Source organism: Hydrogenophaga sp. PBL-H3, from assembly GCF_010104355.1.
In the GTDB taxonomy this organism is placed as follows: domain Bacteria; phylum Pseudomonadota; class Gammaproteobacteria; order Burkholderiales; family Burkholderiaceae_C; genus Hydrogenophaga.
Genome location: NZ_CP044973.1, coordinates 93,332 through 115,818 on the forward strand (window position 1 = coordinate 93,332; position 22,487 = coordinate 115,818).

At 60.0% G+C, this 22,487-nt stretch carries 27 protein-coding genes; 23 read left to right on the forward strand and 4 right to left on the reverse strand.

Annotated features, from left to right (window positions below):
* Window positions 1-180 precede the first annotated feature (180 nt).
* From F9Z44_RS20990 to F9Z44_RS21025, 8 genes are all read left to right on the forward strand, one after another.
* Window positions 181-618: a hypothetical protein gene (locus F9Z44_RS20990; protein ID WP_159608913.1), complete on the forward strand. Its 438-nt coding sequence runs from the start codon at window positions 181-183 to the stop codon at window positions 616-618.
* Window positions 619-638: 20 nt separating this feature from the next.
* Window positions 639-785, forward strand: coding sequence for a hypothetical protein (locus F9Z44_RS20995; protein ID WP_159608914.1), 147 nt, complete (start codon window positions 639-641; stop codon window positions 783-785).
* A 136-nt stretch (window positions 786-921) separates the two neighbouring features.
* A complete protein-coding gene (locus F9Z44_RS21000) occupies window positions 922-1,527 on the forward strand; it encodes a DUF7007 domain-containing protein (RefSeq protein ID WP_159608915.1) in 606 nt (201 codons plus the stop codon).
* Between the two features lie 366 nt (window positions 1,528-1,893).
* Window positions 1,894-2,097 carry a hypothetical protein gene (locus F9Z44_RS21005; protein WP_159608916.1) on the forward strand — a complete coding sequence of 68 codons (204 nt, stop codon included), beginning with the start codon at window positions 1,894-1,896 and terminating at the stop codon, window positions 2,095-2,097.
* A gap of 237 nt (window positions 2,098-2,334) precedes the next feature.
* The gene (locus F9Z44_RS21010) at window positions 2,335-2,949 is read left to right on the forward strand and encodes a hypothetical protein (protein ID WP_159608917.1); all 615 of its coding nucleotides are present in this window, start codon (window positions 2,335-2,337) and stop codon (window positions 2,947-2,949) included.
* Window positions 2,946-3,221, forward strand: a complete 276-nt coding sequence (locus tag F9Z44_RS21015; RefSeq protein WP_159608918.1) for a hypothetical protein — start codon at window positions 2,946-2,948, stop codon at window positions 3,219-3,221. Before F9Z44_RS21010 ends, F9Z44_RS21015 begins: the two co-directional genes overlap by 4 nt.
* A gap of 189 nt (window positions 3,222-3,410) precedes the next feature.
* Window positions 3,411-3,764: a hypothetical protein gene (locus F9Z44_RS21020; protein ID WP_159608919.1), complete on the forward strand. Its 354-nt coding sequence runs from the start codon at window positions 3,411-3,413 to the stop codon at window positions 3,762-3,764.
* A 285-nt stretch (window positions 3,765-4,049) separates the two neighbouring features.
* Window positions 4,050-4,904, forward strand: a complete 855-nt coding sequence (locus tag F9Z44_RS21025; protein ID WP_159608920.1) for a hypothetical protein — start codon at window positions 4,050-4,052, stop codon at window positions 4,902-4,904.
* A gap of 139 nt (window positions 4,905-5,043) precedes the next feature.
* Here the strand turns inward: F9Z44_RS21025 and F9Z44_RS21030 are convergent, their stop codons facing one another.
* The 4 genes from F9Z44_RS21030 to F9Z44_RS21045 all read right to left on the reverse strand — a co-directional run bounded on the left by F9Z44_RS21030 (window position 5,044) and on the right by F9Z44_RS21045 (window position 7,786).
* Window positions 5,044-5,403, reverse strand: coding sequence for a hypothetical protein (locus F9Z44_RS21030; RefSeq protein ID WP_238407299.1), 360 nt, complete (start codon window positions 5,401-5,403; stop codon window positions 5,044-5,046).
* A gap of 110 nt (window positions 5,404-5,513) precedes the next feature.
* On the reverse strand, window positions 5,514-5,924 hold the full coding sequence (locus F9Z44_RS21035; RefSeq protein ID WP_159608922.1) for a hypothetical protein: 411 nt from the start codon (window positions 5,922-5,924) through the stop codon (window positions 5,514-5,516).
* 147 nt (window positions 5,925-6,071) lie between these two features.
* Window positions 6,072-6,422, reverse strand: coding sequence for a hypothetical protein (locus tag F9Z44_RS21040; protein ID WP_159608923.1), 351 nt, complete (start codon window positions 6,420-6,422; stop codon window positions 6,072-6,074).
* 23 nt (window positions 6,423-6,445) lie between these two features.
* Entirely contained in the window at window positions 6,446-7,786 is a 1,341-nt protein-coding gene (locus tag F9Z44_RS21045; RefSeq protein ID WP_159608924.1) for a plasmid segregation protein ParM domain-containing protein, read from the reverse strand.
* 1,262 nt (window positions 7,787-9,048) lie between these two features.
* Between F9Z44_RS21045 and F9Z44_RS21050 the strand changes: the two genes are divergently transcribed.
* The 15 genes from F9Z44_RS21050 (at window position 9,049) to F9Z44_RS21120 (ending at window position 22,480) form a co-directional block, all read left to right on the forward strand.
* Complete coding sequence (locus F9Z44_RS21050; RefSeq protein WP_159608925.1) at window positions 9,049-10,602, forward strand: tyrosine-type recombinase/integrase; 1,554 nt, start codon at window positions 9,049-9,051, stop codon at window positions 10,600-10,602.
* 50 nt (window positions 10,603-10,652) lie between these two features.
* Complete coding sequence (locus F9Z44_RS21055) at window positions 10,653-11,351, forward strand: hypothetical protein (protein WP_159608926.1); 699 nt, start codon at window positions 10,653-10,655, stop codon at window positions 11,349-11,351.
* 188 nt (window positions 11,352-11,539) lie between these two features.
* Window positions 11,540-12,277, forward strand: coding sequence for an NUDIX hydrolase (locus tag F9Z44_RS21060; RefSeq protein WP_159608927.1), 738 nt, complete (start codon window positions 11,540-11,542; stop codon window positions 12,275-12,277).
* A 46-nt stretch (window positions 12,278-12,323) separates the two neighbouring features.
* Window positions 12,324-12,995: a uracil-DNA glycosylase gene (locus tag F9Z44_RS21065; RefSeq protein WP_159608928.1), complete on the forward strand. Its 672-nt coding sequence runs from the start codon at window positions 12,324-12,326 to the stop codon at window positions 12,993-12,995.
* A gap of 167 nt (window positions 12,996-13,162) precedes the next feature.
* Entirely contained in the window at window positions 13,163-13,939 is a 777-nt protein-coding gene (locus F9Z44_RS21070; RefSeq protein ID WP_159608929.1) for a DnaJ C-terminal domain-containing protein, read from the forward strand.
* A gap of 31 nt (window positions 13,940-13,970) precedes the next feature.
* Window positions 13,971-14,378 carry a hypothetical protein gene (locus F9Z44_RS21075; RefSeq protein ID WP_159608930.1) on the forward strand — a complete coding sequence of 136 codons (408 nt, stop codon included), beginning with the start codon at window positions 13,971-13,973 and terminating at the stop codon, window positions 14,376-14,378.
* Complete coding sequence (locus F9Z44_RS21080) at window positions 14,375-15,589, forward strand: DnaJ C-terminal domain-containing protein (protein ID WP_159608931.1); 1,215 nt, start codon at window positions 14,375-14,377, stop codon at window positions 15,587-15,589. The genes F9Z44_RS21075 and F9Z44_RS21080 overlap by 4 nt, the downstream gene beginning before the upstream one ends.
* Window positions 15,590-15,684: 95 nt before the next feature.
* A complete protein-coding gene (locus F9Z44_RS21085) occupies window positions 15,685-16,002 on the forward strand; it encodes a type II toxin-antitoxin system Phd/YefM family antitoxin (RefSeq protein ID WP_159608932.1) in 318 nt (105 codons plus the stop codon).
* Between the two features lie 70 nt (window positions 16,003-16,072).
* Window positions 16,073-17,305, forward strand: coding sequence for a DnaJ C-terminal domain-containing protein (locus F9Z44_RS21090; protein ID WP_162147768.1), 1,233 nt, complete (start codon window positions 16,073-16,075; stop codon window positions 17,303-17,305).
* Between the two features lie 124 nt (window positions 17,306-17,429).
* Complete coding sequence (locus tag F9Z44_RS21095) at window positions 17,430-17,633, forward strand: putative motility protein (protein WP_236574442.1); 204 nt, start codon at window positions 17,430-17,432, stop codon at window positions 17,631-17,633.
* An 85-nt stretch (window positions 17,634-17,718) separates the two neighbouring features.
* Window positions 17,719-17,949, forward strand: coding sequence for a hypothetical protein (locus tag F9Z44_RS21100; RefSeq protein ID WP_159608934.1), 231 nt, complete (start codon window positions 17,719-17,721; stop codon window positions 17,947-17,949).
* Between the two features lie 109 nt (window positions 17,950-18,058).
* On the forward strand, window positions 18,059-18,997 hold the full coding sequence (locus tag F9Z44_RS21105) for a DUF4189 domain-containing protein (RefSeq protein ID WP_236574444.1): 939 nt from the start codon (window positions 18,059-18,061) through the stop codon (window positions 18,995-18,997).
* 54 nt (window positions 18,998-19,051) lie between these two features.
* Entirely contained in the window at window positions 19,052-19,528 is a 477-nt protein-coding gene (locus F9Z44_RS21110; protein ID WP_159608936.1) for a hypothetical protein, read from the forward strand.
* A gap of 521 nt (window positions 19,529-20,049) precedes the next feature.
* Window positions 20,050-21,264 carry a hypothetical protein gene (locus F9Z44_RS21115; RefSeq protein WP_159608937.1) on the forward strand — a complete coding sequence of 405 codons (1,215 nt, stop codon included), beginning with the start codon at window positions 20,050-20,052 and terminating at the stop codon, window positions 21,262-21,264.
* A 415-nt stretch (window positions 21,265-21,679) separates the two neighbouring features.
* Window positions 21,680-22,480 carry a hypothetical protein gene (locus tag F9Z44_RS21120; protein ID WP_159608938.1) on the forward strand — a complete coding sequence of 267 codons (801 nt, stop codon included), beginning with the start codon at window positions 21,680-21,682 and terminating at the stop codon, window positions 22,478-22,480.
* Window positions 22,481-22,487 lie beyond the last annotated feature (7 nt).

Genomic DNA, 22,487 nt, shown 5'->3' on the forward strand with positions numbered 1-22,487 from the left:
TGATCGGGTTGCGGCGGCTGGGCGGCGCCACGACACTACACGCACTTCGCCTTCGCGACGTAGCGTCCCTCGTGGACGCATTCAACTTCACCCTGCTGGGATCTACCCAGCGGGTGGCTCCTATGCAGATTTCACATCTCACAGGAGTCCAAAATAGAAGCCCCTCAAGAACTCACCGTTGTGGCCCCCGCTGTGGTGGTCGGTGTCCTGGCCGTTTTGCATCGCTTCGGCGCCCGCATCGCGGCCTGGGCTGACGCCGTGTTGAGCGAGCCTATCAAGGTCGAACTGCTGCGTGACTCGCTGCTGAACATTGCATACATCGGCTCGGCCGTTGGTGCTTTGGCCGGCGACGAAACGCAGCTGTTCACCTGGTTCGTCACCTTCTCATGGTTTGCGGCGTTTCACGTGTTCTCTCTCGCTGCAGTTGACCGCCTGGTGCAACTGAATGCGCAGAAGGACCGCGAGATGCTTTTGGCCGCAGCAAGCCTGCACCGCAAGACCGCTGGCACTGTCCGGTCCATCGTTCGCGATGAACTGGCTCGCGCCAATGGAACAAAACCACCGAGTAGTCGCTCAGCGCCCGTGCGTGTTGATGCCTACAATGAAACCATCACATGACAGCACTCTCACAACTTGCCATGAACGCCATTCAACTCACCATGCTCGCCGCGATCATTTGCCTGATTCCCGGCTGGCTGTGGATGAAGAAGTCCAACAAGGTCCTGGCTGAGCGAAACCGCTTGGCTCAGCACCGCCTGGAGCTGATGGCCACCCGCTACGACTGAACAACCAGTCTGGCAACCACAGGCCGCATCGGGCAACCGATTGCGGCCTTTTTCACACCCTTTTCAACCTCCCGATCCGGGCATCTTGTCCCGGTGGGGGCATGGCGCGCGTGTCGGGGCACAGAGCAACTTTCCCATGAACACCATTCCCAAAATCACCACGACCCCGTGGGACAGGCCTGATGACGTGACTTTCCTGAACAAGGAACACACTGTCCTCAGGGTCTCAACACCTTCACATGGCGGCATCGGCGTACACAAAAGTCAGCAGATGCCCGCGCACCTGGCCAACGGCATCGATGAAGGCGGATTCCTCTGGTACGAAGAGGACTCCCACTGGTCTCTCGTTGTGCTGGCGTTTCCAGACCTCTTCGAGGAACGGGTGCGCGAGAGCGCCAAGACAACAGCGGCCAACTGGTATCCAGATGAGTACATGGCGCACTTCGGCGTGACGCTCAGCATTGAGGAATCGTCGACGCTTGCCCAGCGCGATCGAGATCTGCGCTTGGCCAACAAATTCACGGTGAGCTCTGCGTTCTCCGACACAACGTGGAACGTGCCGAAGGGTTTTGTATACGCCTCTGGCTACAGGAAATCCGACGGTGCACACCAAGGCTTTCTGGTTCCGAAGGAACAATATGTGAACCCTCATGAACTGGTGCTCGACGACTACCCACGATGGAGCCCAGACAAGAGCTTCCCGTACATGAAAGCGGCCGAAACAACACCGGCAGCCTCCTAACCGGCGCAAGTTGTCGGATCTCTCACGAATGGCCCAGCTCACTGCATGTGAACTGGGCCTTTTTACTTGTGGGTCTCTGGCTCGTTGCGCTAAACTTCAGGCTTACCACGGTGTTTACACCTTGTGCAGTTTCCTAACTGCAGTCAACTTTGACTTGTCGTTATGACCAGTCCGCTGCTACCAGATAGCAGTCAACACAGTTCTCTCACTGTCCGCAGTGTTTGAACAGAGTGCACGCTGGCCCCCAGTCGTGCCTCGCCACACGTGATGTGGTTCTCCTTGTCGGCCGCGTCGTTCCTTGTGGGTCTTGCTTCGTTTGCAGGATCCAGAAGGGGCGACGTGCCCGACAACCCTTAGGAGAGTTCCATGTCCACGACCAAGAATGCGTCGATCCGTGAGCCGTTTGCCGCGTCGGTCCTTGTACAGGCCGGCGTTCCCGCCAAAGATGTCGTCTGGTTCAACCGCCTCACGCCAGCTGCAAAAATGCAGGCACTGGTGACAGAGCGCGGCAATGCCGTCCGTGAAGCTGTTCGCAACTTCCTCGGTGGCAGCCAGCCGACCTTGGCCTGAGCAAACACTGGTCACCCTCAATAGCCCGCGGCTTCTAAAGTCGCGGGCTATTGCTGTTTCTCGACCTCCTATTTCTCCTCTCTCATTGGCCGGATCAAGTTGCCCTCGGCACGCACGTCGCGCACAATCTCATCACTCGGTTTTACCGTTGGACAGTCTTGTGCTGTCAGTCAATCAACCCATTGGGGCCCCAGCTGCCCCATGGGGGCCTGGTGTCCCTCTTTTTTTGAGATCACCATGAGCCACCCCTCCGATGTCGTCTTCAACAACATGCGCGCAGTGATCGAGGCCCCCGGCTTCCCTCTGCTCGTTGCATACAAGAACGACTTCTACAAACACGACCGCCATGAGCTTCGTCGCACCTTCAGCGAGGAGATCACCTACCTGTGGATCGTGCGCGACTCTGGCACCCACCTGTACCCACTGCACATCGACAAACGCGTTTGCCAAGAAGCGGATGCCGCACTGAGCATGGACGGCCCCCGCAAGCTGTACGTGGTCACACCGACCTCCGTACAGGAGATTGATCTGGCCAAGGCCAGAAGTCTGATGAGCACGTTCAACTACGAGGTCAAGAATGGCTTCGTGATGAAAAACAAGTCGACCAACCTTGCCAGCGTCTGGCCCACCACTGAGTGGGTGAAGGGTCAACTCAAGGGCCGAGTGATCTACTTCTCGGACAGCCCCAAGGACCACCTCACCCACCTTGATCGCATCGCACTTCGGCGCATCGCTGTCCACGAAGTGATCCATCTGACAGGCAGCATCTTCACCCCGGTCATTGCGGTGACCTTCAACGGTGAAGACCTGATGCACGAAGAAGAACTCCAGGACGACGAGTGCATCGCATGATGACCTCCTGGAATGCTCCCCCGCGCACCCTGGTGGTGAAACCCGGCATGATCGACGCCTGGGGCATGACTCTGCTTGCAGAAGACTGCGCCAACGTCCTGCAGGTTGAGACCCCCGAGGGCTACCTGATCAAGGTCGTGCCGATAGAACAAGACCTGGGCGGGCAGCCGACCGATCTGCGCGACTTCCTCCAAGAGGCAAGACGCACCCATCGCGATTGGCTTCTTGTACAGACCACGCCGACGCCTGTGATCCCGACACTCATGCAGTGACGAATCGCAGCGAAGGACTGCAACCAGTGCTTCCACTTGGCCCTTCGGCCAGGTGGATTCCTTGAGCTTCTCCACCGAAGGGGCTGAAGGAATCCGGCACGCCGCATTCGCTGTCCCCGTGACAGCCTTCATCAGAACCCACCGGGAACACCACCCGCTGGGGCAGGTGTTCCCGCTTCAGGAAACACCATGGAAAACTCAATCACCCAGATCGCAGACGACCGATTTGATCAAGAGATCATCGCCGGCGACCCTAGTCGATACGACGCCATCGAGATTCATCCTGTCCGCGACTTTCTGTCGGGACAAGTGGATCAAGGAACGTGCGTTGAAGTCGACTATGTTTCACCCAACTTCATCTCCACCTACCTGCACTGCAAGCAAGGTGGCGTGGAGTGCATTGGCGATCACCCCTCCTATGCGTTGGCCAAGGCCTACGCTCAGGAGATGTCCGCCAAGTACGACTGGCCGATCAACGATTTTGTGCCCAAGCAGTTTCACGCTGCTTTGCCCACGCATGAGCTCGACACGGCTGGCGCCTGAGACGGTTCGCCAGCTCATGCGGCAGAACAACAAGACGATTCGGGGGCTTGCCCAGCAGATGAACATCCCAATGACCCGAGTTCGCCACGTGCGTGAACACGGTGTTTCGGGGTCGGCCTTCTGCCAGGACTGGCTCGAAGCCCTTGGCGCTCCGGCACCGGCGGTCTCAACCTGACTCGTTCACGAAGTAACTTTCAAAGGGTGCCACCTGGCGCCAAAACATCATCAACCCTCCGGGCCCCAAACCCGGAAGGGGAGGGGCCTGGTTTCTCTTCGAAGAAAACCATGACACTCAAAATTCAAGCTGACACGTTCGCTCGCGACAATGCTCCCGCCTTCTTGGGCAAGAACATCCGCAAGTACAAGTGGTCCAGCTTCACAGGCGAAGTCGCTCACAACAGCCTCGGCGGCGTGTCCTTCGGGGCCGATGCGCAAGGCAAGGTGGTCGAGCAAAAAGAAGGCTGGACGCTGGTCAAGCTGACTGCTTCGACCTTCAAAGTTCTGCGCACGGAGTTGCTCAGCCAGGAGGTGGCGATCGGTGACACCATCGACATGAAGTTCTACAAGCTGCGTCGTTTCGATGGCTCACCAGCTGACGGCTCCGACGACCCAGCGGTCGACGGCTGCCGTTCCTTCATGCTGACCGGGGCGAAGACCAAGTTTCCTGTGGCCGGTGAAGACCGCTACCTGGAGCACAGCTTCCCCCGCGGCAGCGAATTCCCGGTCGTGTCCAATCCCTATTTGCTCGACATGTTGCGGCAGATGGAGGAGACGGCAGTCAACAACGGCATGCGCCGCACGGTCAACGTGTTGGTGGATGCAGGCGCCAAAAACCTCGCGTTCATTGATCCACCCGAAGAAGACTCCTGCCGCGTCGCGCCGGGGATCTCGATGGACATCAGCAGCACGAAGTTCAAGGGCCAACTGATTGTGAAGTACGACCGCGGAGCAGACACCTACGTGGTGGAACTCACCGACTACCAGTTCGGGGAAACGCAGACCATCACCGATGTTCACTTCCCGGAATTGGGCCCTGTGCTGATTGATGCGATCGATGACGGCCGCTGGCTCAAGCCGACAATCACCATCACCAAGGCAGCGGCCAAACCGAAAATGGCTGCATCGCCGGCGCTCGTCTGAGCGTCAACGCCGCACTCACTCCGACCCTTGCGGTTGAGTGGGGTGTAGGCACAAAGTAAAAAGGCCCTGGACTCATGAGTCCAGGGCCTTTTTCGTTGTGGGTACTGCATACGCCGCCCACTGGATGTCCGCGACCCGGCTACATGGCCAACGCCGCCGCATCGACGGCCTGACCCGCGCTCAAGGCCATCACCATGCGCATGACAACGCGTAGATAGTTCGCACGGTCGACCAAGCTGGTAGGCCGCAGCCAGTGCCGCAGGCCCAGTTTGTCGATCATCTCGTCCAGTTGTGGATCGAGGTGCAGCGCCGTCTTGAATTCGGGCACTACGAGATCCGGGCGCTCCTGGCGCAGCGCTGCCTTGAGTAGATCGCGCCCATAAACTGTTCCCAAGAGCCAATGCCGAGCTTCTGTGTCCGAGCCTTCGGCAGCCGCGGCGGCAGGACCGTCCGGCTCCGAGCGCTGCGGGTAGAACTGAAACGACATGTCGATATCCACGGCGTAGGGCATATGAAGCGGCAAAAGGTGGGTTGGTAATCAGTTTGGCCCTACACGTCTGCCCACGGTCGTTAGGTGGCGGCGGGAACGTGCACTTCGGCAGCGATAGCTCAGCCCCGGGAAATGCCACGGAACGAAGGAGCGGAGTAGCCCAGCGAAAGCTCAGTGTGAAACTTCACGAGCGTGAAGAAAGCACCGATCTTGGCAATGAAGCCCACTGGCTTTGCCCAGTTACGCAGGCCCAGCAGGTCGATCATGTGGTCCAGATCTGCATCCAAATGTTCGTCATTGCCGAACACCGACGTCTTCGTGCCCGGCACTTCACGCTTGAGCTTCAGCTTGAGCAAGTCGCGTCCTTCGTCAGAGTCAAGAAGCCAATGGCGGCTGCTGGAGGCTTTGACGACGGCGGCCTTGGGGCGGACGGTGGCAGTAGATTTGAACATCTTGGTGGGCACGTAGGAGGCTTCGTAGTGGGTGCGAAAGCTGCTTGCGGAGAGAGTGGCGTTGGTTGGGTTGTTCATCTTGTTCACCGTACTATTTGGTTGGGATGAACATAGATTCTCATAGAAGAGGTCTGTGTCAAGGGCCTGTTTCGCCTTGGCCAAAAAAAAGACCGGGAGAACCCGGCCTCTTGTTCGCATGGCTGCGAACGGGGTTGAGCGAAGCAGTCAGGAATGCGGCTCCAGGAAGCTGGTGAGATCCTCGCCGTACAACCTGGTCACGTTCTCGTTGTCACTCGACCTCAACTGCGTTGCCGCTTGTGTGCTCAATCCTTCGTTGGCTGTTGACTGGTGAGAGACCATGCCCGCCCTCGGTAAGGCAGCCGCCTGGTGCTGCACAACACCCGACCGGATGTCAAAGCCAACCCGAAGCAGATACAGCGCTTCGCGGAATCGCGCTCTCGCGGGCAGAGAGTTGAGATAGTCGAATACATCGCCCATCGAAGGCTGGACAGTCATCTTGATCAAGATTCCGCCTGCCTCTATCTCCAGATCCTTGTCTTTGGGCTGCATTGCCATCTTCGACTCCAATCAGTTGTTGATCAACGCTTGCCGGGGTGGGCGATTTCGGCGGCGATCTGAAACCCACGAACGTTGGAGAAAACGGAGTCTGGATCCAACTCCATGATCTTGGCGAGCTTCGGATGGTGCTTGGCAATGAAGAGTTGAAAGACCTTTGCTCCGCCACCCGTCATCAGAACGGTTGACACCGCGGCCGTGCTTTCAATTGTTGAGAGCATCGCGTCGACCGACTCCCGGAGCACGGCGTCGATCGAACTCTGGAACTGGCTCATCTGGTATTCGTCGCCGGCGAGCTTGAACGACTCCGAACGATGGCGAATCGCCTCGTCAATGATCTCGATGACTTCAAACTGGTTCTTGTAATCCGGGTCAATTTGATCCGCAACGGCATAGGCGCAGGCCAGCATCGACTTGGGATACGCGCCGGAGCGAGCCCAGTTGGGCACACGACCTTGCGAGACAAACCAATCCAGTGTGCCGCCACCGGCATCCACGACGAGCGTCCAACCTTTGCGCGCGCCGGACTGCGGATTTTGAGCGCCGAAGTTCAACAGCGCTCCTTGCGGTTGGACCATCACCGTGACGTGATTGACTGTCACCCGCTTGAACGGACCACCTCCTGATGCCTGGCCGATCAAATGCTCTCCCAAGGCACGCTCCTTCAACGCGTCGCGGTACTCGCTGAAGTTGTTGAGCGGCAAACCCAGGACCAAGTGGTCGATCACCAGTTCATGTTCAGCGGCCGCGTCCTCTGCCATGTAGTTCAGCGCACCTCGCATCAAGGCAAGGTACTTGTCGCTGGCGCTGTAGTTGGGCAGCACACTGCGTGGCTCCTTACCCGTGCTCTGGAAAACCGAATCCTTCCCCACAAAGTAGGTCACGCCAGCCACCTCGACCATGCATCCATCTGCCCGAAGAGTGGTGGAGTCCGACATCCGCCGATTCGTGGCCACGCGCGGCGCGAGGGAAGGGAAGAGATGCGTTGAGATCTGGTTCATTCCCTCGTAGGCCTTGCGACCGTTGGTGTACTTGACGTTGAAGTAGCCGACGTCAATTGCGCGTGCGTCCACTTTCACCACTTTCATATCTCGCTGCATAGGAACTCTCCATGTTTTTTCCTGCACGACCTTGTGCTGCAGTGGATTCTGTTGGCGGCCTCCACAGGTGGCAAACCGTTCCGGCCAGTTTGGAAGAGAAGAGTCTGGAAACATGCTCAAAACCGTCTCAAAACCGTCCCAAGAGCCCGGTGATAGCTTTTCCTCTGCGAAATCGTGTTTGGATAAGTCTGCAAACCGTCTCAAGACCTGCCCAAGACCACCTCTGGAAATCGGCAGCGCCGAGGCCTCCGCTTCCTTGATCAACCTGGATACCCCTGGAATGGGCCTGCGACGCCCACCAGCGCATCTAGATCACCCACAAGAAGGGGGCACAGTCGTTTCCATACCCTCTTTCCGGCTGCAGTCCGCCCCCGATCGACTCAGTTGTCAACAGGCATTGGCACCGTCTTGCCCCATCCGGGATCCCACACAGAGTGATGATCAGGGCTTATGGAATGAGGCTTCCGGAAGAAGTCACCAGTAGTGAAACGGGCACAGAACAAATAATGGGTTCTGAACCGGCGACCGCTGAGAACGAGTTATTCACAACAAACTGGCCGGATTGGGTTGCTGCCTGTGGTCGGGCCGCTTATCTTTCGCTCCGTGCATGTCCATGTGACATCTCAGAGGGGCTAGTTCCCTCCGCCTTCGGGATGGGTAACTCCATCCAACCTCCACCGTGAGGAACCCCTGCTGCAAGCCATGTGCATGTAGCAACACAACGAGCCTTAACTGGCCTCGTTGCCCGGTCCAGTGTGACCAGCAGCCGAGCCCTTGATGCGGAACGGAAGTGGTGAAGTCAGTTTTTTGACCTTGCCCACTAGCAACAACATCCACGGCCTGTACAGGCCTACCTGCAAGCGTCATCCCCTGCGATGGCGTTTGTGTGGCCGCGTTAGCGGAATCGTTATCTCACGTACCACGACATGATTTTGTGAGCCGGGCCCCTTGGGGTGCGGCAGCAAACGAGCGATACCGCCTGACTCTTTAGTCGGGAGCCAGTACGGCGTAATTGGGTATATGCGGGACATAGATTGTCACTGGCGCCTCCGACCAAGTCCGGGGGTGAAGTGAGAGAGATTGGGTAGCGAACAGCTACTTCCCGGGTGGTCGCCCTCTCGACCCTGTGCGCCTGTGTTGGCGTGCGGTTAACCCTTCTCAACGCGCATCACTGCGTTGAGTTGCCCTCGCAAGAGGGAATCCACGCAAGAAATCATTGCTGGGTAGGAGATGTTGCTAAAGACGAAATCAGATTTGACTTGGGTGTGCCGTGCCTCTGGGCCTGAACAGGGGTGGATAGAGCAGGGACGTGTGAGAGAGGGGTTCGCGAGAGGTGGGGTGCATTGCGCTGTTGCACCAGGCGCGGGCGAAAAGTTGGTTTATTGAGGCGATGGGGCTTGATCTGTGCGAGCGGCTTGCAATTCGTTTGCAGGGTGCACAGGTGAAGCCCCACAGGTGGGTTTCGGGTGGGCAGGTGCTCAACCAGCCCTTGAAAAAGTTGCTTTACGTGATAAGGAATGAAAGCCATGCGCGATGATGATTTCACTGGACAGCAGGATGGTTCGCCTGAGGGCGGGCCGGGCGAGGGCGAGAGCCTGAAAGCCCGTCTTGCTCGTGAGAGGGCAGAGGCGAAGAAAGTCAATGCCAGCATGAGTGCGCAGGCCAAGCGCGAAAAGCTGAGCGCACAACGCCGGCGTGCAGGTGCGGGCCTGAGCGAGGCGCTGCTCAAGGAGGTCGTGGCCCGGTACCGCGGCGACATCAAACGCCAGGTGGCGAAGTTCATGGAGAAGACGCGCATGCCAGCCGCGACTGGCCGCGCACGGCAGGTCAGTGACAAAACGAGAAGTGACTTTGGCGACAACCTCATGCGCGCCGTCGCCCAGCTGAAGGAAATCGGGATGCCGATCCAGAACCTGAGCGACCTGAGCGGCAAGCACGCCGTCGCGCTCATCTCCTACTGGAAGGATGAAGACCAGGCGGCCGCAACCATCCAGACCAAGCTGAGCGCGCTGAGGAAGTTCTTCACGCTGGTGGGCAAGGAGGATGCACTGCCCAAGGCCGTCAAGCTGTACGACATGCTCGCGCAGAAGGGCATCGACCACGGCGGCTTGCGCAGAACGCAGGTGGCCACCACCAGCAAGAGTTGGTCCATGAAGGGCGTCGACCCGCACCAAGTCGTCAAGGATGTGTATGCCGAGGATTCGCTCGTGGGCATCCAGCTCAAGTGTGAGGTTCTGTTCGGCATGCGCTTGAACGAAGTCCTGCACTGGCAACCCAATGCCACCGACGATCCCCGGCGCTTGCTCATCCTGGACGGAGCGAAAGGCGGGCGCGTGCGCTTTGTGGATTACTCGAGCGACCCCGTGCGGGCGGCCCTGCAGCGCCAGCTGGTGGAGGAGGCCAAGATCGCGGCACAGATGCACCCGCGCGGCGTGTTGCTGCGCAAGCGCCAAACCGTGCAGCAGGCCAAAGACCGCTTCTACACCGTGATGAGGAAGGTGGGAGTGACCAAGGCTCAGCTGGGGGTTACCGGCCACGGCCTGCGTCACGAGTTTGCAGCCAACCTGTACGAGGAGATCTCCGGCCTGCGTCCACCGGTGGAAGGTGTCCACACCCAACAGGAGTATGAAGACCGCCTGGGCGCGGTGGAGCAAGCCGAATTGGCAGTGTCACGGGCGCTGGGCCATGCACGTCCGTCCATCTCCAGTGCCTACAACGGCTCGCGCTTCCAGATCGCAGGCGGCAAGATGACCCGTGAGTCCCGCATGCTGCTCAACAACCTGGTCGACGTGTTGGAGCAATCCAACGTGGCCAATGTGTTCCGTGAGTTCGCAGCCGACATCGCCTGGCTCACCGGCAGCGCCGCACTGGGGCAGGGTCTGAGCAGCGGCCAGTACATCGAGATCACCGTGCGCATGAAGGATGAGGGCGACGGCCTGCAGGGGATGGCCGCTCGGACCGAAGCGCTGGAAGCCAAACTCAACAAGTTGGTTCAGCGCCAGATCGTGCTCAAGAGCTGGCTCAAGAGTTCCGATCCGGATCCTGCGCTCGACGGCTTCATCCGGGTGTTCGGGTGGTGAGCGTGGGGTTGAGCCGATAACATCGGTGGATCAACACGCACGAGGAACCGATGACACCGCAGGAATCCTATCTCCAAGATTTCGCCGCCTACCTGTTTTGGAACGTTGCAGCTGAAGAGGGCGTGGCTGGCGCGGTAGAGCGGTTTGAGTCGAACGACACAGACTGGGCTCGACGAACCCACCTCATCGAAAGGTCGCTCGAGGAAGCCGGACCGGTGAGGCTGAGTGCCGGTGACATCGACGTGCTGGTGGCCAATGCCGTGAAGGAACTTCGGCGGTACAACGCGCGCGGGGTGAACATCGCAGGCGTCATCTATGCGGATGACCGTGAAACGATGCGATCGCCAAGCGCCATGGGACTTGTCATCCCGAAGCTGCAAGCACCCCGGGTGAGCGCGAAGACCCCGCAGAGCATGAGCGCCGTTCAGAAGACAGGCCAGCTGTGCATCCGCCACCCGCTTCCAGCCGTGGTTTTCTCATCCGTCGTGCCTGAGGAAGGGAAAAGCGTCTTTCAGGTGGCCGACACCACGCGCGCCCTGGGCTACCCCTACCCGATGTTTTTGACCGGGATCGGTGTGCACACCCTGGGTGATGGTGCCTTCGCGCTCACAGGCATGTTCATCGTGCCAATTCAGGATGACCATGCATCGGCCGCCATCAAGGCGTGCATCCCGAACTGCATGCTGGTGCGAAGCGGCTTTACAACCGGCGGACTTTGCGAACACACGTTTGAGTTCGACTGGGACTGACCCGCAGGTGGTTTGGCGTCCGGCTCTGGCCTGACTGCGGATCGCGGCTCTGGATGGGTGTTCTCAATCTGGTAGACCGGCAGAAAAAGCAACTTTGTGCCAACACATGAATTCCGGTTGGTTGACCCCATTGAGTTCGGGCGACCACATGGCAAGCTGTGTTCACACCCGATGAAGCCAGTCACCGAATGAGCCCCACGCACAACCCGCTGTCATTGCCGCTGTCATTGCCGCCCTTGCCCCTGCAGGCCAGCGCCCAGATCGATGCCTACTGGTCGCGCCCCCTCTCCAGCTTTGACCTGCACCCGCACGGCTACAACACCTCCCTGGCAGCGCTGGGTCGCCAGCTCAGACGAAGTGCAAAGCCCGGCGCGCGCGACCTCTTCAGCCGCGCCAACATGTTCGGCCACCTCACCGCCAGCGCGCTGGTGCTCGCACCCGATGCCCATGGCGAACTGCACGCACTTCTCGTGCACCACAAAGCCAGCGGCCTGTGGCTGGTGCCTGGTGGCCACTTCGAGCGCGATGCCAGCCTGTGGGCAGCCGCGGCGCGCGAGGTCCGCGAGGAAACCGGTGTGACCCAGATCAAGGGTGTCCCACTCAACCAACCGTGGCAAAGCAACTTTCACGCGTTGCCGGACCTGCAGCAGGGGCTCGACGGCGACAGCAACCCACCGGTGTTCGACATCGACACCCACAGCATCCCGGACAACCCTGCCAAGGCTGAGAAGGCACACCTGCACCACGACTTCCTGTTCCTGGCCATGGCCGAGTCCACCAGCGCGCTCACCCCGCAGCTTGAGGAAGTGCACAACGCGCGCTGGGAGCCCCTGCGAGCGCTGGCCACCCACAAGAACCGACGCATGCAGCGCGTCATGCGCAAGTTCCAGCGTCTGTGCGACATGCCGGCGCCGGTGCGCGCGTGAGACCCGACATCGCGGCTTATCTGCAACTCAGAACAGGACACATCAAATGAACGCAGAGAAATTTGTTCAGGCACTGGCATCGATCCGCCTGCCCAACGTGTTCAACCCCTATGCCGACCAGTGCGGGGTGCACGACCAGGCCCATGCCGCCGAGAGCCGGCGCAACTCACTTCAAAGCTACCTCGATGCCGTCCAGGCGCTGGGGGTGGACACCATCTGGATGGGGCGCGACCTGGGCCACCGTGGCGGGCGGCGCACCGGTCTGGCCCTCACGGACGAACAGCACCTCAGTTCCGTCGCGCGCCGGTACCCGGGCGCCCAGGCCGCCAAAGTCACCACCGGGCCCGTCATGAAAGAGCGCACAGCCGCAGAGATCTGGCGCCTGCTGGACCGCCTCGATGTGCCCCCGCTGCTCTGGAACGTGTTTCCGTTTCACCCCCACGAAGTGGATGCCCCGTTCACGAACCGCAAGTTCACGGCCGGAGAGCTTCGCCTCGTTGATGAGCTCAATGCGGAGTTGGTGAAGTGGCTCGGTATCCGCAGCATCATTGCGATCGGAGACGACGCCGCGCGCTACGGGGCCAAGTTCGGCGCGCCGGTGGAGCGCGTGCGCCATCCCAGCTTCGGCGGCACATCAGACTTTCGCGCTGGCATGCAGCGTATCTACAAACTGCCGGACATCGGTGCGGCCTCATCGCAGCAAGGCCCGCTCTTTTGAGGACACGCGCATGCAACGCGTCATGCACAAGTTTCAGCGCCTGTGCGACATGTCAGCGCCGGTAGGTGTGTGAACGCAGCGCTCACCCATCACCGGCAAGGCCTCTTTTGCAGGGCGCTGGATTGAACACCTCACCCTTGAACGATTGATAAAAAACAAAGGCCGAAATGAACACACCGGACACGCCTCACCTGGGGACATTGCGCGCGTTGGTGGTCGCACAGCGCAACTGGGACATTGAAATCAGCGTGGAGATGACGATGTTCGAGGCAGCGTTCGGTTGCGAGATTGACCTTGAAGGAACGATAGAAGACCCCTGTGGTGAATGCATGGGTGCTGGAGCCAATATGAGTTGCCGGATTTGTGGAGGTACGGGGCGTCGCGCCAGCCGCTACTGGTCTACGGCAGTCAAGCTCCCGGTGGGCCTCAAAGACGGTCGCACGCGCATTCCCGGGTTCGGTGTCTCTACCGGGATTGCTGGCCTGCATGGGGATCTCGTCCTCTGCGTGAGGATCAAAAAGAATGAAATGTTCCGCCTGACCAGGAGCGGCCGCCTGGATGCCTACGTACCCATCTCGCAATGGACATGGCTGGTAGGCGGCAAGCTCATGGTCCCACTGCTCGACGGGGCAAGGCTTGTCGACTTCTCGTCCATGGACCACGAGATCAGGATCGCGGGACAGGGTTGGCCCAAGGAGCTGGGCTCCCACGAACGGGGAGACCTGATCGTCAATCTGGTACCTCAGGACTTTCGCCTGACGGTCGCGCAGCGCAAGTTCCTCGAACAGATGGCACGCGACGAACGCAACAAAGACCTGACCAGTTGGGACAGGGAGATAGAGAAGTGGGCGCAGGGCTCCGCAGAATCACGCTACCTCCCGCCCGAACCCAAGAAGAAACCCAAACAGCAGCAGAAGACGAAAGATACGAGCCCCACATCGTAGGGCCGTCCTTTTTGTCAGTCTCAGGCAGGACTTGCGCAACGCGATGGCGCAGCAAGACACCTCCATTACTGGGATGTTGGAAACAGAGTCGGGCTCTGAGCGCATGCAAGCTGCGCAAAAGGCGTGGACGAGCGCCTGCAGCCCTCATGCCATCCAGTGGCTGCTGCAGAACACCACCAACACCAAAGACACTCACCCCAGCGAGATCCTGCTCTCGCTGGGGTGGACGTGCATCGGTGGCCAGTGGAATGAGGACCGCGCTGCCACCGCGACGTTCGCGCAACGACGCACAGAAGGGCAGATGGTGGCGTTTCCCGAAGCCCCAGGCCGCCGCAAAAGCGTGAACCGCGAGAACGGGGCGGCCCACGATGGGGCTGGCCAGATGGGTGCTCACGCGTTGTATCCTCCTGTCCTAAACATCCCTCTGAGCCGCCTTTGAACAAGCCCCAGATGTCCCACCGAGAGGCTTATCGTGAGCTCGAACTCACGGAAGGCTTGCCTCTCGCCGAGGTCAAGACCCAGTACCGGCGTCTGGCCAAGCTCTGGCACCCCGACAAGAACAAAACCCCCGGGGCCGGCGCGCGCATGGTGCGCATCAATCTGGCCTACGAGGTGCTGTGCCTGTTTTTCAGCACGCCGTATACCGGGTACTCCACACACGACAGCGGGCAAGGATTCGCCGAAGGCGGGTTCGGTGGTTTCGATGGGTTTGGCCAGCGCGGCTACGAAGACCACTTCACCGATGACCAACCCTTTGGTGGATCCAGGCGAAACAACACCGAACCGGTGTACGCAAAGCGGGGGCGAACGATCACCCGCAAAATCAAAATCACACTTTTCGAGGCGGTGTTTGGCTGCAAGAGAACGGTGGAGGGGGAAGTCACCGACAACTGCTCACGCTGCGGTGGCTCGGGGCGCAAAGGGCCACACCAGTTCTGCGAACCATGCAGGGGGCAAGGCAGGATTTTCACGAACCCCAGACACAGGTACGGGTCCATGTCGCAACGCTGTAGCGCGTGCGCGGGAAGCGGCTACCAGGAAAACAAATGCCCAGCGTGTGAGGGCTCCGGCCATGGGCACATACGCCAGTGGTCTGAGCAAGTCACCATCCCCCCGGGTGCTCACCACCAGGGGGTCGTTCGGATGCAGGGCAAGGGCGGCCAATCCAGCAGCAAATACCTCCACGGCGACCTTGTCCTCTCCATCGAGATCCTCGATCACCCGCTGTTCAGCATCACCGACCCGGCCGACGCACTGGGCGATGACAGCCTGTGGGTCATTGTTCCAGTTTCATATTGGACCTGGCTGATTGGGGGCGATGTCGTGGTCCCGCTTCTCAATGGTTCTCGCCTCGTTTCCTTCCCTGCCCACGCACAACACATCGCTGTTGCAGGTGAAGGCATGCCCACTCGCAGAGATCCAAGCAAGCGCGGTGATCTGATCGTTCAGCTCGATCCCCTCAAGCCCAACGAGGTGAGCCCCGAGCATCGCAAGATCATCGAGCAGATGGCCAGGGAGCAGGAAAACTCCCACATCACGAAATGGGACGATGACATGCGCGACTGGACATTGGGCTCAACCGAGAGCCGTTTTGGCGAAATCAAACCAAAGAAGAGAACCGCCACGAAAAGGGCCGGCCGCGCAGGGTGAGGCGGGCCGGTGCAGTTCCAAACAACCCTATTGAAAAGCCCCCAACAAAGCAAACTCGGGGCGTAGGATGGTGAAAGCTCATCAGAAACACCACCATGAACGTTCTCAAAGTCACCCCTCAACAGGTGGACCTGTTTTCGCTGGTCGAGAAGGCCAACGAATCGGCCAACCCCATCTTCCTCAGGGCCAAGCAAGGCAGCGCAGTTGTCGTCTCTCAAAAAGAATGGGAAACCTTGCAGGAAATGCTGGTGATCTTTAACACGCCCGGCGTGCGGAAGGATCTGCAAGAGGCAATAGAAAGCATCACTGCGCCACCTTCGCCCACGAGCGTCACAGACAACGCACCACGGGCCGAGCTGCAAGATCGCACTACTCCCGGCATCGCATCAGGAAAGCAAGCGCGCAGGGGTTGAAAAAAGGTGGCGGGCCGTAGGCTGTTTTCGCGTTGTATCCTGCGATCCTCAACACGCCCGTGAGGTGCAGGTGAACAAGCCGCAGATGTCCATCCGAGAGGCGCTAACTGCACTCGAACTCACCGAGGAGGCGACCTTGGGCGATGTCAGGCACCAGTACAGGCGCCTGGCTATGGTCTGGCACCCCGACAAGAATGCCTCGACCAGTGCCGCCACCCGCATGGTTCGCATCAACCTCGCCTGGGAGTGTGTGCTCAAGTTGTTCCAGGATTGCGTTGGCAGCGCAGACCGCGAGTTTGACGACATCAAGGTCGTAGCCGCCTTTGCAACGGTGCATCTAAACAGCGTTGGCGCCTCGAGCAACCCATTCGACTTTTCAGGCAGTTCCAGCCCCTGGCGCTCTGCTCACCAAGAACGTCAAGACCCATTCTGGCAAGGGCAGCAGTTCTACGGCGGCACTGTGCCCGGCAAACGCGGGCGCAACATCAAACGCAAGCTCAAACTGACGTTGTTTGAGGCCGCCTTTGGCACGGTGCGAGAACTGGAGGGTGAGGTACAGGACCTTTGCACTACCTGCGGGGGGGACGGCCGCTCCAGTCGCCATGGCCGCCAGTGCACAGCATGTCGGGGAGCCGGCGCCATCCGAGCCGACCGCTCCTACAGCCAAAGGTGGAGCTCAGCCAATGTCGAGTGTCCAACCTGTCGAGGCCACGGGCAGATCTTTGAGAGTTGCAAAGCATGTGAGGGCAACGGCCTCGGCGCCATGCGCAAATGGAACACAGTTATCAAAACCCCGCCCGGGGCACGCACAGGAGACGTTCTCGTTCAATTCGGAATGGGCGGCAAGTCCAGCAGCCCCGACCTGCAAGGCGAGCTCCATTGCTCCATCGAAGTGCTGCCCCACGATTACCTCCACCTCAACGAAGATGGCGTGCTGGAAGTGAACGCTCTGGTGTCAATTTGGCGGTGGATCGCCGGGGGCGAGGTGGTTGTGCCGCTTCTAGACGGATCCCGGGTGGTGCGATTCCCGTCCATGGCTCATGAGGTGTATGTGAAAGGTGAAGGATGGCCAACGCCAGAGGGCAAGGGAGTGCGCGGTGACCTGTTGGTCCAGATGATGCCGCTTCCGCTCGGGGAATTGACGCAGGAGCAACGCCAGGCGGTTGATAAGCTGGCCAGCGAGGACATGCATCCATTCCTGAAGCAGTGGGATCAGGCCATGCAGGCTTGGACCCACGGCACGCAGGCCACGCGTTTTCCTGAAAAGCCCCCTCGGAAGAAGAAGGCCCCGGGCATGCCGTGAGCAGTGCTGTGCGAGGCGCAAGGTGAGCAAGTTTCATTCGTCGGGGCCACCCGGGGCTGCCAGTGGGATCAAGATCTCCCTCATTCAACCGATAGAGAGGGATCTCCATTCACCAGGACCAAAAGTGGACGTTTCTCCCGCAGCAATGGTTGGTGCCGTCGAGGCAGCCAAACAGGCCAACACCACTCAAGAAGTGCAAGTGGCCGTCATGAAAAAGGCCATGGACATGCAGGGCGCGGGCACGCTTTCGTTGCTGCAGAGCGTCACCGGCAACCTGCCGTTGGCCACCAGTGGCAGTGTGGGCACTCAGCTCAATCTGCTGGCCTGAAAGCCTCGGCGAATTTCTGCCGATAGAGAAGCAAACGCCCAACTCAAAACGGCGAACGCAATCCAACGCTGCGAAGGCTCCACTGTTGCTCCCATCCACCCGCGCGGAAGTCACGGGCGAGGGCGTGTATGAAGTCCAACTCACCGCAGGCAAGACTCACTACACGTGGGCCATGTTTCGCCCCATGCACCAGCGCCAGATCCTGAATGCGGCGGCGCCATCCCGGCAGGCAAGGCGCAAACCTTCCGTAGTTCGCAACGTCACCCTGAACGATAACTGCGTGAACACCATGGCCCACCGCGAGCCGGACCTTTGATGCGAATACCCCCTTGAAAAGTCGAAGACCTTCTGTAGCCTGAGTGCAGGAAAACCGATTTCTCGAAGCCATCAGATGGCATCTCCATAAACCAACTTTTTGTGAACACATGAACCTTCAACTGATCCTCAAGCGCGCCGTGATGGGTGCACTCCTGATGGTGCCCGCCCTGTGCATGGCCTGGGGTGCGGTGGCCGCAAACGCAGACTCTGGGACGCACACCTCGACCGGCTATGGCAGCGCGAGCGAGGCCGAGCAAGCGGCAGTGAAGGGCTGCGAGAAAATGGGCCTGCCCTGCTATGTCCTGATCGAAGCCGCCAACGGCGGGGCGTTTGTCGTCTATGTCGGCAAGGATGGCTATCACGCAGCTTACGCACGAAACCCCAGCGAAGCCAACAACCTCGCCAAGGTCGGTTGCCGCAAGAACTACAAGGGGTGTGAACTCCGCACCGCTGCCTGGGACGAGGGCGCCGTCTGGCTCGCCGTGGCCAACAGCGACGGGGGCTCGTGGGTGCGCTACAACATCACGGATCCCGAGGAAGCCCAGAAGCAGGCCATGGCCGACTGCAAGGGCAAATCGTCCGCGCCCAACACCTGCGCCATCGTGGGCAATGACGCTCACAAAGGGCACGTGGCCATTGCAGCGTCCGAGCGAGCAAAGCTCAGCTACATCTCCGTTGCCACCGGCCGCGAAGCTGCAGCCGCTGGGGCCATGAAAGGCTGCGCGGAATTGCCCGGCAAGCCCGATGACTGCAAGGTGACTCAGCAAGTCAGCAACGACGAGTCCCTACCCACCCCAAACGCCATGAAAGCACTGGCAGCACAAGCCGAGAAGAACCGCGCCGCCAGGTTGCGCGTGAAGTCGAGCGCACCGGTTAAGACCGCGCGCACCACGTCGCGGACCACCGAGCAATACACCTGCGAGACCACCTGCACGAACGCCAGCTGCGTGAGCAGGTTCGGCGACGGCAGGATCGTGCGATGGACCGCGCAGATGAAACACGATGGCTTCAAGTGGGCTTTGGACACCAGCAACTGCGGACGCTGACCTTGCACGACTTCGAACCCTTCACACCACCACTCTCATATTGACGCATCTCCCATGAAAAACACCACCACATCTCACCCACGTTCAACCCGCATGCTGTTCGCCTCGCTGGCCCTGTCGATGGTCGCTCTGCTCGCCGGCTGCGACCAGGTGGCCTCGGTTGCTGAGCCCACGCCCAAGATGGTTCCCTCCGCACAGCACATGCAGGCATGGCGCACCAAGCGTGACGGTCACCAATGGCAGTACACCAGCTTCAAGGTGGAGGACCTGAAGTGCCGCAACCTGAGCGCAGATGAAAAGGCACTCGCAGGACGCAAGATCAACACTGGCAAGTCCTTCGACGAATTCTTCGAGACCATCATTGCCTGCTCCTACAGCGTGCAGGCCGAGCGCCAGAAACACAGCTACCCCGACCAGACCGAAACGCTCAAGCGACAGGTTGATGAAGAGCAGTGGTGGATCGGTCGCACGGACAAACCAGAAGAACGCCACTGGCGCGGCTCCATGCCGTTCCCAGGCAAGCCGATCTGATCCCACTCAACAGCAGGCCTACGCGGATTCAAACCCCGCGCAGGCCTGTTTCGTTTGACGCGCACTCGCGAGTGCATCGACAATCCTGCCCACGACGGGCAATACCCGAGCATCCACGCGCGCATCTGAGCCAGCAAACGCGCCATGGGTGATCCGGTCTTTCTCGACGATGTCGGAAAAGGCTGCTGCGTAACACCGGCAGTTGTGTGCCCCGTGCACACCAAACGTGTGCTCTCACTTCGCGTGACTGCATTCAAACCTCACCCCTTCAGGCAACACGCTTGCCCTTTGGGGCTGCTGTCGTCTGAAGGTTTTCTTCAACCTTCAGACCTCACCCAACAGTCACAGCTTTAACGCTGCGGCGCTGTCAGCAGTTCACCACCACCACCCGCAGGGACACCAAGCTCCCAGTGGGCGCGGGTACTGCTTTCCCTGTTCACAACATCCGCCTCGCCTCCAGACCTCCCCAGGTCCAGAGCGCATGGGTGCGGGCTTTTTGCACATCTTTCAGGAGTCAGCAAATGCAAAGCAACAAGACGAACACCGGCGCCGCTCAAAAGCCCGCTACACCGTCAGGATCAACCACCCTTACGGCTGTGTTGATCGAGTTCACCGTCAAGTGGACAACGGTTGCCGTCATCTTCACCTACAGGGTGTTGATTGCGGTGGCCATCAAAGCCGTCAAGCTTGTTTTCAGAATCGGCAAAGCCCGTGTTGCACCCGTTGCAGCAGTGGCCTCGCAGGAAATGACGACTGGCGAGATGGCATCCGAAGAGAGTGGCGATGTCTCAGTTCAGGCTGAGACTTTCCAGGCACACGAAGCCGCCGAAGAAGATGCGACTGGATACGTCCAGACCGCTGATTTCGAAGCAGCGGACTGGACGTGCGGTCTGCCCTTGCAGCCTGCCGTAGGTGTCATCCACCTGCGCGGCTACACGGACAGGTGCATCGTCAAGCGTGACCTCATCATCAATGAGCCACGCCTGCGCGCCATCATGAAAGGCCGCCGTTTCAGCCTGCCCGACGCCCTCTACAACCCTGTGGAAGGCACCTCGAGCATCAAGGACGAGTCGGTGGAGCTCGCTGAGGCACTCATCAACCGGATCGGCGCCGAGGCGCGCACCACAGCCATGCGCCGTGGTCGCCCCAGCAACGCTGACCAGGCTGCCCCGCAATGGGCACCGTGGGAAGAGGACGATGAGCAAGCCGCAGCACGAGAAGCAGCAGCATCTGAAGCACTCGCCTTGGCAACCGCCCAGGCAAGCGCCAAGGCGCAGGCCCAGGCGCAAGCTCTGGCCACGCTGCAAAAGACCATGGCACGCGATCAAGTGAACGCCCCCGTCCTGCCCAAACAGGTCGAGCAAGCGGTCACGCAACGCCGTGAGGAACGCCAGAAGCAGGCTGCGACCACCATCGCAAGCTCAGCCAACGTGTTCCAGGCCCAGGCCATGAAAGGAATCACCTACGTCGGTCGCATCGCTCGCAGCGGCATGACCAAGGTTGCTCCACGCAAAGGAAACCCCTACGAGGTGTTCCAGGTCGTGCTGCAGCTGGACAACGGTGCCGAAATGTCCTTCCGTGGGACGGAGATCGAGCGTGAGATGGAACGTCTGGAATGCCAGGACGGCCAGCGCATCTCGATCACCCCGATGGGCCAGGTGCCCATTTCACTGCCAAGCGGCGGTGAAGGCACCAAGAACCTGTTTCGCATCGAAACGGAGTTCGCCAACGCCTGAGCATCCCAGCAGGGACGCGAGAGCACAGCAACGAGCACGCCCCCGGGGCGCAGCTCAAACCCGAAAACCACCGGCCCCCCAAGGGACTGGTGGTTTTTTTTCGCTGGTAAGGGGCTGGGGAGCACCGATCAATGCCGCTCGTTGCCAGCCGCGGCAAGGAGCCGGGACCATCCGAGATGTCTGCCTGCAGGCGAGATTTCAGGGCGAGTCTCGTGCCGGGGCTCCGAAGCGGGAGGGCGTTCAGATTGCGAAACACACCCCAGACCGCGCCAACGCATGGTTTTGGGTGCAAAGCCCCAAGGTGATCCGCCTACCCGCCGCCGAACAATCTACACACGCGCACAAGGATGGCCGCGTGCCGGTGCGCACGCGACGTTTGACCGCACGCATGCCACACAACCTCCCGGAGAGTTCCATGACCGCCCAGATGACGAATTCGACCTTCATCAAGCCCTTCTCGTTTGCCAAAGCCCTGATCGCCTCCTTGGTGCTGGGCACGACGCTGGTCGGCCACGCCGGCGGACCCGTGACCGGTGGTTCTTCCGAATGGACCCAGATTGCTAACAACATCGAACTGGCGGTGGCCTCGGGCGAGCAGGCGCGCATCGTCTCCAACACGATGTTGCAGTACGAGACCCAGTTGAAGCAGTACTACAACGAGCTCAAGCAACTGGAAAAACTCACCAACGTCCCGCGCAACGCCGATGAAATTCTCAAGCGCTTCAACTCCGTGAGCGCCTATCGGAATCGACTCAACCAGGCACAAGGTTCCGTTTCCAAGCAGGTCGAAGTCATGAAGAAGCGGATGACAGAGGCACAGCTTGCGGGGCTGCCGTGGGAAGAATACGTGAAGCAGGAGAAGGCACTTGTGGAGCAGAAGAACGCACGCGCCATCCAGCGACTGGAGTACGAGCAAGAGGTGTTCGAAGCGGTGGAAAAGGACTACGAGTTCGCTCGCGAAATCGAGCCGCGCATCGATGAGGCCAGTGGTGTCACCGGTGCACTTCAAGTGCTCAACAAGCAGATGAACCGCTTGGTCACCCAGAACGCCAAACTCACCGAGACCATCGCCATCGGGAACTCCGAAGACCCCATGAAGATGCAGCAGGAAGCCGCGCAGAAGGCCTACGATGACAAGGTCAAGGCCTACACACGTGCGGCCAACCAGGCACGCCGCGAGCGCCAGCTCAAGTTCGGCGAAACCATCGGCAAGTAAGGCGCGC